Source organism: Bacillus sp. CR71 (assembly GCF_003429245.1).
GTDB classification, from domain to species: domain Bacteria; phylum Bacillota; class Bacilli; order Bacillales; family Bacillaceae_G; genus Bacillus_A; species Bacillus_A thuringiensis_S.
Genome location: NZ_CP031748.1, coordinates 3,703,183 through 3,715,463, shown reverse-complemented (window position 1 = coordinate 3,715,463; position 12,281 = coordinate 3,703,183). Strand labels below are relative to the sequence as shown.

The window sequence follows — 12,281 nt, the reverse complement described above, 5'->3', positions numbered from 1 at the left end:
TATTATAAGAAGATTAATTGTTTATGATGAATAGAAGTTATAAGTATTATTTGTATATTTTTTGTTTTATATATGATTATATTTAAAGTTTAATGCGTAGGTAGACAAGAAAAGAGAATGAAAACGAATTTGTTTTTGATGTGGATAGAAAAAATATATGGTGTTTGAAAGTAAGTACTCCATGATGGTTGTACCATCATGGAGTACTGTGTGCAATGATAGAATAGAAAACGAAGTATGAGCTTAGGCGAGATGACATTTTACTGGATGATGAATATTAAGGTATGGAATGGACATAAAACTAACGAATTCGTACAAACTCGTAAGTTTTAATGTAGTAGTTGTCATAACATGTAAATGGTGCCATGCTATTACTATAAAATTTACAAATTTATGCTACTTAAAAACATATGAACTTAAAGCACTTGATTGTCAACTAAAGGAACGAGTGCTTTTTTAATAGATAGACATGCTATAAATTTTTAGAAATTATTTTTTATGAATTCAGGCTAACAAAAATTACTAGTATTATATAATTGAAAGTACATTAGCAAAAGGTGTGGACTCCGTAACCCCATTCGTTAAAGGTGTAGAAATACTGCCAGATGGAAGTGTCGCTAGAACTGGAACGAACTATGGCGGGAAATTCCAAGAAGCCCATGATGCCTCAAAGGCGAGTATTCAGAGTAGGATCTCGAATTTGGAGAGTGGTGGGGTTAAGGGTACGGGTGAAGGTAGTACAAAAGTTAAAAAAACTGATAGTTTGTATAAGAGAAGTAGTTTTAGAAAAGGTACTCGTGTTAAAGCAGAAAGTGAAGCACCAAAAAATGCAACAGGAAAAATGATTTGTCCTACGTGCGGAAAAGATATTCCAGATAGTATTACCATTAATACTAAAAATGGACCAGTAAAAAGAATTGGATATGACTTAGATCATTATCCAGATACTTGGGCAGAAAGAGTTGTAAGTATGAAAACAGGTGAAGTAAAACCAACACGAAAAGAAGTATTGGATGAATATAATGCTCGAATAAGGGTTCAATGTCATGAATGTAATATAAGTCATAAATTTGAAGGAATAGAAGGAACATATAAAGGGGAGATAAAAGAATGATAAATTACGGAGAGCTTTATTATGACCATTATAGTAAATATTTAGGTGATCCAATAGACCGAGAGGTTTTTAAAAATAATGAAGAGCTTCCGAGTATGCAAATTTTAAAATATGAAAATGTATTTGAAGAATGTTTAGTTTTTAATACACTTGGACTCAGTAAATATGAAGAAATAGTAAGGGATAATGTTGAAATTTCAATGGTAGTTGATGGGGCATTTAATAGTACAGGGTATATCCTTGCAAGTGCTTTATTTTATTGTATAGGTAATGGAATAGAAATAGGACGAGGAACAGCAATTAGTGGTATTGAAAGTATTGATAAATCATTTGTTCAAAAATATAATAAAAGTGCAGTTTACTTTACTGAACCATTCGCTTTTCCAGAAGAATATGGTGATGTACGTACTGGAAGTGAAGATCAAGATGGTAAAATTTTGTTAGCATTCTTTATTTCCCAGTCGGAATATGAATGTTTTGTAAAATACGGAACAGAAAAATTTGAAGATTTGTTAGAGGAAAATAACGTAGATCCTTTTAATATTAGCAGGAAATCTATAATTTGAGGGTTAATTAGTATTGAAAGGTATAGACAATTAGGGTTAGAAATTAAAGAATTCACATAAGACAAGTAAACGAAAAAGAATTTATTTTTGAAGTGGAAAGAAAAAGAATAAGCTGTTAAAAAGTAAGTACTTCATGATGGTTGTACCATCATGGAGTATTGTGTGCAATGATAGAATAGAAAACGAAGTACGAGCTTAGGCGATATGACATTTTACATGGTGGTGAATATAAAAACATGAGATGGACATAAAACTAACGAACTCGTACAAACTCGTAAGTTTTAACGTAGTAGTTGCCACGATATATAAAAGGTGTCAAACTGTACTACAAAACTTACAAAATTAGCGATACTTAAAAATATATTAACTTAAAGTACTTGATTGTCAATTACAGGCAACAAGTGCTTTTTTTGTTTTAGTGTAGAAATAATATGGTACAATCGCCTAGGGAAAATAAGACTTTAAAAAATGCACTAGATGCTATGAAAAATACTCCTATTCCAGTAGCAGTTAGGACGGTGGATACTGGAATAGGAATGAAGCTTCCTTATATAGAATCTTCAACTGTTGGAGAAGTAGCCGGAAAGTTTTCAAAGGCAAGTACGGCAGCTAAGGATGATGCTTATCAACTTGCTAAGGGTAGTGGAGGGGTTAAGGGTACGGGTAAAGAAAGTAAGATTGATATTGGTAAAACTGATATAGATGCACTAAGGAAAAAATGGAATGTTCCAGAAACTGAAACAGTGGCAGTTGGAAAAACTGATGTAAAAGGATTAGAAGATTTGAATTTTGAAGGAGGATCGCCGAAAGTACGAAAAGAAGCTGGATTACCTGATTTAGATGAAGTAATGCCTGACAGGAATATTAAAGCCCCAGGGACTAACCCATTGTTCACTAGGCATGCAGAGGAAGGGGTTCTGAATGAATTTGATTCAGCAGTAATAAAGGCAGGTATAAAACCAGAAGATGTAACAGGAACATTAAAACTTCATCAATCGAATCCTTCAGGTGTATGTAGAAAGTGTTATCAAGGATTAGCGAACGATAAAGTTCCGCCTGGTGTGTTAAAGCAATTAAGTTTAAAATATCCTAATCTAAAAATCGAAGTAACATCGGAAACCGATGAAAGCATTAAAGTAACTGGTAGGCTTAATCTAATGATTAAAAATGGAAAGTATATTGATTAGTTGGAGGTTAATTATGGCTAATACTAACTTTAGTAGTTTAACAGAAGATGGTAAAGTAATATTTTTTCTTGGACTTTCAGAAAAAGTTTTGTCGGTATTTTCTCAAAAGGAAGATCAAATTTTAGCCCAGGAAGTTATATTTAAATGTTGGGAATGGCTAAAAGGTAAAGAAAATATAGGGGATATTCTTTATGAATTATTAGATAATGAGGAAAATGGTATAACAATAATTCAAGAGATGTCAGATAATGAAACAGATGTCATAGCTTGGAACTGTGTTATTGATGCAGTTGCTTATACTAGTAGAAAAGCATTTGAAAGAGAAGGTGTCAAATATTATCCAGAACCAATTGCTTTAGTTGATGATACATTAGTAGACCATTTTATGGATTGTTTCGCGAAATGTATAGAGAATTCAGATATTTATATTCAGAGAATAAATTTTTTATTGGATGATTATAAGAATGGGAATATTGCGAGTGATTTGCGGACAGAAGTTTTAAGGGAATTACAAATAAAAAATTAACTATTACTCTATTATTTTATGAATTTTTTTAATTAGAGTTATCAAATTAGAAAAGGATGTTTGCAGTTTAGAGTTGCAAGAATCCCTATTATGCATAGAAATAGCACTTGATTTCCTTTTAGGTAACAAGTGCTTTTGTTTTCTTATAAAGTATTTATGTCTGAACGATTAAAAATGCTTACTTGAAATTCAAAACTCATGATGGTTGTACCATCATGACATATTGTTTTAATACAGGTTTTGTGAGAAAAGTATGATAAATAGGTGAGATGACATTTTACTGGTTCACGAATATAAACACATGGAATGGATATAAGACTAACGAACTCGTACAAACTCGTAAGTTTTAACGTAGTAGTTGTTACCACATATAAAAGGTGTCATACTGTTACTATAAAACTTACAAATTTATGCTGCTTAAAAACAGATGAAACTTAAAGCACTTGATTGTCTATTTGAGCAACAAGTGCTTTTTGCGTTTTAGCGTAGAAATAATGTGGTACAATCATTGCGTGATAATAAAGCTATTATGCTTGACCGTTTGAAACTAGCGAGCCTTAAAATGGAGAAATCCGGAAATGAAAAGATGTATCAATTTGGCGAAAAAATAGCCAAAAGCATAGATGATAGGACAGCCAAATCGGCAAGTTTTGAAGTTGACGGAAATGGCTTACTAATATCTAAACAAGGTGGTACAGATCTCCAAAGCTGGGTGAATAAGCATCATACAGAAAGTAATAAGATTATAGATGATAAGATTAAGGGTGTGGAGGCTTCTCTTGCTAGTAAGGGTACGGGTGAAGCTACTAGACTTATTCCAGGTACCCCTGGAAAGGTTACAGGAGGTAGTTCTACAAAATTAGGGCAAAATTTATTGGAATCCATGGGGCTTCCACGTTCTGCATCACGGAAAGGATATCAGGCGCAACATATAATACCTAAAAATTTAAGAAATCATCCGGTATTAAAGAAAATTGGAATGGATATGGATCATGCTGATAACGGGATATTTTTACCGATACCAGCAAAAGATCCAAGTGCTTTGTCTAGGCATAGAGGATTTCATAGTGTATATAATAATGTGGTTAAAGATCAGTTAGATAAATTAAATATCAATCAAAGTATTAAGGAGTTGGAACAACAAGTATTTGAATTGCAACAAAAATTAAAAAAAGGTACAGAAAGTGGCTTGCCATTATACAAATCAAAGGTATTAGAAATTGGTATTGAGAAGTTTTACAAAACAAAATTAAATGAAGAAATAAAGATTTGGCAAAGAGGTGGCGGTGCTACTGAAGAACTTTGGGAAAGGTGGATAAATAAATGAAGTACGGAAAAAACACTCAATTAGTCGAAGAGGTTATTAATTTTATTACAAATTTACAACTTTTTCATAATGAAAACCTTCTAAATCGTGATGTTGTTATGGTTAATGAGTATGAAAGAGCACAAGAATTGGCATGGTCTCAAGATTTGGATGAGGTTGAAAACGTTTGGGAAGATATTAAATCCTCAGAAGGTGGGGAAATAATAGGACAATTATATGAGCATGATTTAAACTCTATGGAGCGTCCTATAAGGGAGATTATTCAATCATCTGAGAACTATCCAGGTGATTTTGTATTACAATATATTGATATTTTTGAAGAAATAATTGGAGATTTACATATGTGTGCACTAAATCGTTTAGTAAATGGAAAAGTTGATAATTTTTATGAAAGAATCTTTGAGGTTTATAAGCTTGGGGGATGGCCTTGTGGATGGGAAGGTGAATATCCACAAGGGAGAATAATTGTATATTCACCAGATAAAAAATAAAGTATATTTGTAGTGGAAAGAAAAACAATAAGTGGTTTAAAAGTAGAGACCCATGATGGTTGTACCATCATGGAGTATTACGTACAATGATAGAACAGAAAACGAGGTGCGAGCTTAGGTGAGATGACATTTTACCGAAAGATGAATATAAACGCATGGAAGAGACATAAAATTAACGAACTCGTACAAGCTCGTTAGTTTTAAATTAATATTTGTCACGATATATATAAGGTGTCATACTATTATTATAAAACTTATAAATTAAAGCTACTTAAAAACAGATGAACTTAAAGCGCTTGATTGTCAATTATGGCAACAAGTGCTTTTTTGCATTTTAGAGTAGAAATAAGTTGGTAAACGTATAATTTTATAAATGTATTAAGTGTTAAATTTTATAAACTGTAGTGGCTTTGTACAGTGTACGACACTACTAGAGAAAAAACTATTGTAAAAATAAAGGGTTGTATTATGTTTTGAAGTCATCGTAAAGTACGTTTTAACGGATTTACGTTACGAACACGTTATCCGCAAAAAAACGGATAAACGTTACAGGGACTCAAATTACTGTAACGGGAGGGGATTTATGATGGGAAAGAAAGTAGTTGGTTACATACGAGTTTCAACGGAAGGACAAGTACGTGATGGGTATAGTTTAGCGTATCAAATAGAAGAGATTGAACGTTACTGTAACGAAAATAATTTAGAACTACTTCGTGTGTATGAAGATAGAGGATTAAGCGGAGCGACTGTTGATGAAGAGGGATTAACAGTTGAACGTGATGGACTACAAGAGCTATTGTCCGATATGGCGTATAAACAAGTAAGCTATGTTGTTGTGTTGAATACATCACGATTGTGGCGCTCTGATATGGCGAAAGTATTGATACAACGAGAACTAAAGAAACATGAAGTAGATGTGAAGGCAATTGAACAATCAAGCTATAGTATTTACACACATGATCCAAATGACTTTTTGGTGAATGGCATGTTAGAACTATTAGACCAATATCAAAGACTTGAAATTGCATTGAAGTTAAGTAGAGGTAGAAAGAAGAAGGCTGAACGAGGTGGATATGCAGGTGGTGGCGTACTTTTTGGCTACAAGGCCAAAAAAGGACAAAAGGTGTTAGAAGTAGATGCTGGGAAAGCAGTAGTTGTACGTAGACTATTTGAGTTAAGACACATTTTTAAACATTGGTCACTTACCCAATTGGCAGAACAATTGAATGTAGAAGGCTACTGCGCAGCGAAAGGTAAACAATTTACGAAAGTACAAGTGAAACGCATGTTAGATAGAGAGAATTTTTATCGTGGCATGTATAAATACGGGAAAATACAAACAAAAGGACAACATGCAGCAATTATTTTATAAACTCACTTAAAAAATTAGCTCATTTTACTATACATACTACTAAAGAGATGAAAAATGGATAGGCTTGCGTACCTATGCGCATCGAAAGATGAACGCTCGAACTAAGGTTGCCGACATTTTTGTATATGACTAAATCATTGAATAGAGGGATGAGTTATGCATAATAGACAGAACTATTTGTATGTAGGAGTAGATTTACATAAGGAGCATCATACGGCTGTTATTATTAATTGTTGGCAAGAGAAATTAGGAGAAATACAATTTGAGAATAAACCATCTGCATTTTCGAAGTTTTTATTAGAAGTAGAGACATATGTGAGTGATGGTTTATCAGTTGTATTTGGTTTAGAGGATGTTGGCGGTTATGGAAGAGCATTAGCGAAATATTTAGTAGATCATGAACAAGTAGTGAAAGAAGTAAATCCAGCTTTATCATTTTTAGAACGAAAGAGCCAAGTGATGATACAAAAAAATGATAGTTGGGATGCGGAATGCGTAGCCCGTATACTAATAAATAAGTTAAATCAATTACCAGATGCAAAGCCAAACGATTTATTTTGGTCGATACAACAACTAGTGTCAAGAAGGAATGCATTAGTAAAAGCACAAAGTGCGTTAAAGAACCAATTACATATTCAATTAAACCACCATTATCCAAGTTATAAAAAGTTTTTCTCAGAGTTAGATGGAAAAACAGCATTAGCATTTTGGCAGCAATATCCGTCACCCTCTTGTTTAGAGGGGGCAAATATAAAACAATTAACAGCTTTTTTATTAGATGTTAGCAACAATACATGTTCAGTAAAGAAAGCAAGCGACATATTAAAACTTGTAAAAGAAGATGGACATACAATGAAGGAATATCAAGAAACACGAGACTTTTTAGTAAGAAGTATTGTACGGGAGATTGAGTTTAAAAAGAAAGAAATGAAATACATCGAAAGAGAATTAAAACAGCTAGTAAATCTACTAGATTATCAATTAGAGACGATGCCGGGAATAGAACTTGTGACGGCATCGGCATTAATTGCAGAAATTGGGGATGTAAGGCGATTTTCAAATGCCAATAAATTAGCACGATTTGCGGGGATTGCACCTGTTTACTTTGGTTCTGGTGGGAAAGGTAAGACACACAAAAGCAAACAAGGAAACAGGGCGCTACACGCTTTATTTTATAATTTAGCAGTACAGCAAGTGCAAGTAGCAAAAGGGAGTAAGATGCCACGAAATCCAGTGTTTCATGCGTACTATCAAAAGAAGCTTAAAGAAGGAAAAACAAAAGGACAAGCATTGGTATGTATTATGAGAAGGCTTGTAAACATTGTATATGGCATGATGAAATATAAAACAGCTTATGAATTGCCGGTAGTGGAAGAAAAAGAAGTAGTTTAATAAGGTTTTACATGGTTTGCTTTTTTATTGTGAGGGTTTAAGATTACAACATAGGGTACGGGTAAAAATCCAGAAATAGTGAAATTTACAGAGGAACAATTATCTACTAAACCCTTATATTCTAGAAATCCTGAAAAATGGCAGAAAAAAGGTGGGAAAATCGAAATTAGTGAGGAAGGAATATGGACTTATATTGATTGGGAGATTCCTCCAAATCGAGTTTCTTATCCTGGAGGTTTTCCCAACTTTAAATCTGCTGGGTTGGTAAGACAAGAAGTTCCGATAGGTGAATTTAATAGATATGACATTGATTTTGCTAAAGCTGATGAATTAGCTCCAAATGGACCAAAATTAGATGAAAACACATGGCACCATCATCAAGATTTAACAACAATGCAAGAAGTTAGTAAAGAGATACACAGAAGATTTCGACATATGGGTGGAATGTCATTAGCTAAGAAGTTAAAAGATTAAATAGGAGTGAAATAAATGAATTTAAATGCTTTTGGTAAAGCAACTGAAGAATCAATTGAAGAATTAGAAGAGTTTTTAGGATTTTTACTTCCGGAAGATTATAAAAAATTTTTAAGTGAATATAACGGAGGGACTTCGAAAGTTAGGTATAGTAAATTTTTTGTTAAAGAATTAAATCAGGAAATCCCTTTAGATGTTTTGTATGGTATAGGTGTAACAAAAACTTTTGATTTAAGTGAATGCTATGAAGAGTTTGAAGAAGATATGTTACCGACCAGTTTAATCATAGGAGATGATCCGAATTCAGGGTTAATTGTACTTATTACAGATACTGAAAACCATGGTGTATATTATTGGGATCAATCTTTTTATTTTCCACAGTCTAGTGAAGAAGAAAATACGTATAAAATAGCTGATAGCTTTAAGGATTTTATTAATGGATTGAAGAATCCTTAATTACCAGCTTTTGTATGTTGTAATTAATAATTTAAGATATTAAGCAAATATACGAAATGGGTTACAGTAACTTTATACATGAGAATGCTAAAAAATGTGGTACTTGGTTAAAGATAACAATCATATATGTAGATGAATAGAAAATAAAGTGTATTTGCAGTGGAAAAAAAGTAGGCTATTAAAAAGTGCATACTTCAAAACACATGGAATGCATATTAAACTAACGAACTGATAGAAACTCGTAAGTTTTAATGTAGTAGTTGTCATGACATATAAAAGGTGTCGTACTGTTACTAAAAAACTTACAGATTTATGCTATTTAAAAATACATGAACTTAAAGCACTTGATTGTCTCCGAAAGGCAACGAGTGCTTTTTTATTAGATAGACATGCTATAAATTTTTAGAAATTATTTTTTATGAATTCAGGCTAACATAAATTATTAGTATTATATAATTGAAAATACATTAGCAAAAGGTGTGGACTCCGTAACCCCATTCGTTAAAGGTGTAGAAATAATGCCAGATGGAAGTGTCGTTAGATCTGGAACGAACTATAGCGGAAAATTCCAAGAAGCCCATGATGCCTCAAAGGCGAGTATTCAGAGTAGGGTCTCGAATTTGGAGAGTGGTGGGGTTAAGGAGACAGGTGAAGGTAGTAATACAAACCCAAACAAAATTAAACTAACTTCAGAACGAGAAAAATACTATCGAATGAAAATAGATGAAGCCAAAGCGCGAGGAGATTATAAGGCAGCAGATGATATTAGATATGATTGTCATTGTGAAGAAACAAAACAACCTTTAGAGCGTAAAGATTGGGACGCTAGGACTGAAAATTTAAGGAAGAGCCAAGAGCGTGGAAGAGAAGAAGAAATAAAAGGGAGAAAAGCCTTGGGAGAACATCTTGATCGCCAATTAGAAGACAATAACGCTGGTGAGGTTGTTACATATACATCTAGTAGATGTTTAACGTTTAAATATAGGAAGAAAAACAATTAAGCTTTTATTTTATTTAAAATGGATACTCTATTAGTAGTGAATAATAAATAATTTTGCTTTGCTGTCTTAATTAAAATACGATCAGTTGTACCATATGCTGTTCCAATTCGGATTGCGCTTTTTTCTTCAACACCAGCATATGTATTATCTTCCGTTACCTCAGTGATTTCACATAATGGAATATGAATTTTAGAGAATTGCCATGAAATAATTAATTCATCTTTTGTTTTTTCAACATGAATACCTAACATATTACCAGAACCTTTCTATAATAAAATTTCACTCGTACTATTTTATTATACAAATTTATAAATTATATTTCTATTTTTTTACAGAGAGTATACAATTAACAACGAGAAAAAGGTTCATAATTACTTTCATTCCTATTATAACAAATTCTACAATAGAAAACAGAACGTATATTTGGTATAATCAAAATATACTATATGAAACGATGTACATGAGTTTGAGATTTATGAAAAAAGGTAAGTAATACATAATAATACATACGCTATAGGATTCAGTTCATGTTATAAAAATCAATAGTTAGAAAGGAAAAGAAGTATGAATCAAATTTCATTCGAAGATTTATTTGAAGAAGAAAACAAACGAGAAAAGTTGGAGGTAGCTGAGATTCCCGTACCTTTATCGCCCTTACAAAAGGCTATTTTAGAGTTAATTAATTCTGAAGAAATAAGTGCACTTGAGTTATGCGAGCAATTAATACGAGCTGGTAAAATATCAGATGAAAGATTCACAACGGATAAGCCTAAAGCATATGGGCAAGTATGCTTACTATTAGAAGGTTTTGTTAAAGAAGAAAAGCTTATTTTTGTCAAAAGTGATGAGAAAAGAGATAGAGTATATAAATTGAAAGAAGAAGATTCTAGCGAATAAAATGTGTAAAGTATAGTAATGAAATAAGGAAGTCCTCATATTTGTGTTGAAAGATTATTTTCACATAAGCGTGGGGATTTTTTTGAGGGAGGATGTATGAAAGCTATATTGCTAATAATTTTACGGAGTTTTTAAATAAGTTACATGATTAATAGTGGAAAGGATTCAAACTTATCTGGCAGTGATAAATGAAAATAGTTACATAACCTCGTTTCTAATAAAAAGGGGGGATTAAAATGAAACCGAATTATTTTACAATCGCAATGTATCCGACTGTAGCATTTAACGAAGAAGAGATATTAAATCGTCTTCTAGATGTATTTGAGTCAAACGAAAAATCCGCTCCTACTCATTGGGGAAACTGTGAAACGATGCAGGTAGAATATAATCGCCAGGAAATCATAGAAAAAGTAATTTCGGAGCGTAGAGTATCTGAAGTTCACCTGTATCGTGATAAAACAGTGCATTATTAACTCTACATCAGTAGAGTTAATAAATTATTTAAATAAAAAACTGTTAATAAACAACGAGAATTAATGACGGGTTATATTCACTTAAGAATATAACCCTATTTATTAGAACCAGTAGTATATAAGGAGATTATTCTACGAGTTATATACAAATATTAGACGAGGAATATTTGACGTTGTAAAAGAAAAAATATTTACTCTTATATCATTATTGATGTTGTCCTCAATTTTCCTCATGTAGCACTTGAAAATCAGTAACAAGTGAAACGATTTTTCCTGCTTCATCAATTCCCCAATAGGAAGGATAAAATCCATCTCCATAACCTGAACGGAATATAATGATATTACTTCCTGTTTCCTCACACACCACGCAATTTCCCCAATCTTCATCATGTTCTGTTAGTATGTCATCTATAAGATCATCATACAAACTAGTAAATTCTTCTCCTAGTTCTTGTTGTAACCTATCTTCTATTTCTTCTAACTTACCAATTGCTTCAACATCTGCAAAGCACCCTAAGCCTGTATCAACTGGGTAACCAAAAATATATCCGTCTTCCAGTTCACTGACATTTTGTCCTGGTTTTGTTGCCATCTTCCATCTTACCGCTTTTGACTCCGACAATTTCAATTCGGCACCAGCAATGACTCCATCTTCCTTATGCCACCAAGCAACAATTGGATATGTACCTGGCTGAATTGTTTGTTCGAAGTGATTTGTATTAAAAATAAGAGGATCACAAGCAACAATTTTACCTGAAGTAACTTTCAACTGTTCTAGTGCTTCGGAACGCAGGGCCTCACTATCCGGTTTAGATAATTCACGTAATAACTTTGACATAATGTTTCTCTCCCTTTCCTTTTAAAATATTTGTTGGTGCTGCCTCCCATATATTTTTACATGAGTTACATTTGTGTTCTGTGGTATTTCTAGCGCCTTTGTATGTTCCTATAACTTCGATATTATCGCCATGAACTTCTAAAACCTCTGCGGCATATCATACCCGC

The 12,281-nt window shown here is 32.7% G+C and carries 13 protein-coding genes and 2 pseudogenes; 13 read left to right on the top strand and 2 right to left on the bottom strand.

What is annotated here, in order from left to right; genetic code table 11:
- Positions 1 to 559 precede the first annotated feature (559 nt).
- From DOS87_RS18595 to DOS87_RS18540, 11 genes and pseudogenes are all read left to right on the top strand, one after another.
- The gene (locus DOS87_RS18595; RefSeq protein ID WP_000378880.1) at positions 560 to 1,114 is read left to right on the top strand and encodes a GH-E family nuclease; all 555 of its coding nucleotides are present in this window, start codon (positions 560 to 562) and stop codon (positions 1,112 to 1,114) included.
- Positions 1,111 to 1,680 carry a suppressor of fused domain protein gene (locus DOS87_RS18590; protein WP_098578408.1) on the top strand — a complete coding sequence of 190 codons (570 nt, stop codon included), beginning with the start codon at positions 1,111 to 1,113 and terminating at the stop codon, positions 1,678 to 1,680. Before DOS87_RS18595 ends, DOS87_RS18590 begins: the two co-directional genes overlap by 4 nt.
- Positions 1,681 to 2,111: 431 nt before the next feature.
- Entirely contained in the window at positions 2,112 to 2,867 is a 756-nt protein-coding gene (locus DOS87_RS30320; protein WP_257148877.1) for a hypothetical protein, read from the top strand.
- A gap of 13 nt (positions 2,868 to 2,880) precedes the next feature.
- The gene (locus tag DOS87_RS18575; protein WP_098578407.1) at positions 2,881 to 3,393 is read left to right on the top strand and encodes an Imm6 family immunity protein; all 513 of its coding nucleotides are present in this window, start codon (positions 2,881 to 2,883) and stop codon (positions 3,391 to 3,393) included.
- Between the two features lie 742 nt (positions 3,394 to 4,135).
- Positions 4,136 to 4,720: an AHH domain-containing protein gene (locus tag DOS87_RS18570; RefSeq protein WP_257148917.1), complete on the top strand. Its 585-nt coding sequence runs from the start codon at positions 4,136 to 4,138 to the stop codon at positions 4,718 to 4,720.
- Positions 4,717 to 5,211 carry a hypothetical protein gene (locus tag DOS87_RS18565; protein ID WP_000873545.1) on the top strand — a complete coding sequence of 165 codons (495 nt, stop codon included), beginning with the start codon at positions 4,717 to 4,719 and terminating at the stop codon, positions 5,209 to 5,211. Before DOS87_RS18570 ends, DOS87_RS18565 begins: the two co-directional genes overlap by 4 nt.
- 586 nt (positions 5,212 to 5,797) lie before the next feature.
- Positions 5,798 to 6,583: a recombinase family protein gene (locus DOS87_RS18560; RefSeq protein WP_098578584.1), complete on the top strand. Its 786-nt coding sequence runs from the start codon at positions 5,798 to 5,800 to the stop codon at positions 6,581 to 6,583.
- Between the two features lie 156 nt (positions 6,584 to 6,739).
- Positions 6,740 to 7,975: an IS110 family RNA-guided transposase gene (locus DOS87_RS18555; RefSeq protein ID WP_208730106.1), complete on the top strand. Its 1,236-nt coding sequence runs from the start codon at positions 6,740 to 6,742 to the stop codon at positions 7,973 to 7,975.
- Between the two features lie 78 nt (positions 7,976 to 8,053).
- Complete coding sequence (locus DOS87_RS18550) at positions 8,054 to 8,449, top strand: HNH endonuclease (RefSeq protein ID WP_000673073.1); 396 nt, start codon at positions 8,054 to 8,056, stop codon at positions 8,447 to 8,449.
- Positions 8,450 to 8,464: 15 nt separating this feature from the next.
- Positions 8,465 to 8,905, top strand: a complete 441-nt coding sequence (locus DOS87_RS18545) for an SMI1/KNR4 family protein (protein WP_001052206.1) — start codon at positions 8,465 to 8,467, stop codon at positions 8,903 to 8,905.
- Positions 8,906 to 9,384: 479 nt separating this feature from the next.
- A pseudogene (locus DOS87_RS18540) lies at positions 9,385 to 9,867 on the top strand (ADP-ribosyltransferase); the annotation flags it as partial.
- Between the two features lie 35 nt (positions 9,868 to 9,902).
- On the opposite strand, the gene DOS87_RS18535 reads toward DOS87_RS18540, so the two are convergent.
- Positions 9,903 to 10,157, bottom strand: a complete 255-nt coding sequence (locus DOS87_RS18535) for a SunI/YnzG family protein (protein WP_000900618.1) — start codon at positions 10,155 to 10,157, stop codon at positions 9,903 to 9,905.
- Positions 10,158 to 10,470: 313 nt separating this feature from the next.
- On the opposite strand from DOS87_RS18535, the gene DOS87_RS18530 reads away from it, so the two are divergent.
- Positions 10,471 to 10,803, top strand: coding sequence for a DUF3895 domain-containing protein (locus DOS87_RS18530; protein WP_001071926.1), 333 nt, complete (start codon positions 10,471 to 10,473; stop codon positions 10,801 to 10,803).
- Between the two features lie 236 nt (positions 10,804 to 11,039).
- Positions 11,040 to 11,273, top strand: a pseudogene (locus DOS87_RS18525) (hypothetical protein); the annotation flags it as partial.
- Positions 11,274 to 11,496: 223 nt separating this feature from the next.
- Here the strand turns inward: DOS87_RS18525 and DOS87_RS18520 are convergent.
- The gene (locus DOS87_RS18520; RefSeq protein WP_000040620.1) at positions 11,497 to 12,114 is read right to left on the bottom strand and encodes a DUF4241 domain-containing protein; all 618 of its coding nucleotides are present in this window, start codon (positions 12,112 to 12,114) and stop codon (positions 11,497 to 11,499) included.
- Positions 12,115 to 12,281 lie beyond the last annotated feature (167 nt).

What these genes read in the sequence shown, in the direction of transcription:
- DOS87_RS18535 (WP_000900618.1), bottom strand. Translation starts at nt 10,157, where the DNA reads ATGTTAGGTATTCATGTTGAAAAAACAAAAGATGAATTAATTATTTCA.
- DOS87_RS18565 (WP_000873545.1), top strand. Translation starts at nt 4,717, where the DNA reads ATGAAGTACGGAAAAAACACTCAATTAGTCGAAGAGGTTATTAATTTT.
- DOS87_RS30320 (WP_257148877.1), top strand. Translation starts at nt 2,112, where the DNA reads ATGGTACAATCGCCTAGGGAAAATAAGACTTTAAAAAATGCACTAGAT.
- DOS87_RS18520 (WP_000040620.1), bottom strand. Translation starts at nt 12,114, where the DNA reads ATGTCAAAGTTATTACGTGAATTATCTAAACCGGATAGTGAGGCCCTG.
- DOS87_RS18575 (WP_098578407.1), top strand. Translation starts at nt 2,881, where the DNA reads ATGGCTAATACTAACTTTAGTAGTTTAACAGAAGATGGTAAAGTAATA.
- DOS87_RS18530 (WP_001071926.1), top strand. Translation starts at nt 10,471, where the DNA reads ATGAATCAAATTTCATTCGAAGATTTATTTGAAGAAGAAAACAAACGA.
- DOS87_RS18590 (WP_098578408.1), top strand. Translation starts at nt 1,111, where the DNA reads ATGATAAATTACGGAGAGCTTTATTATGACCATTATAGTAAATATTTA.
- DOS87_RS18545 (WP_001052206.1), top strand. Translation starts at nt 8,465, where the DNA reads ATGAATTTAAATGCTTTTGGTAAAGCAACTGAAGAATCAATTGAAGAA.
- DOS87_RS18555 (WP_208730106.1), top strand. Translation starts at nt 6,740, where the DNA reads ATGCATAATAGACAGAACTATTTGTATGTAGGAGTAGATTTACATAAG.
- DOS87_RS18560 (WP_098578584.1), top strand. Translation starts at nt 5,798, where the DNA reads ATGGGAAAGAAAGTAGTTGGTTACATACGAGTTTCAACGGAAGGACAA.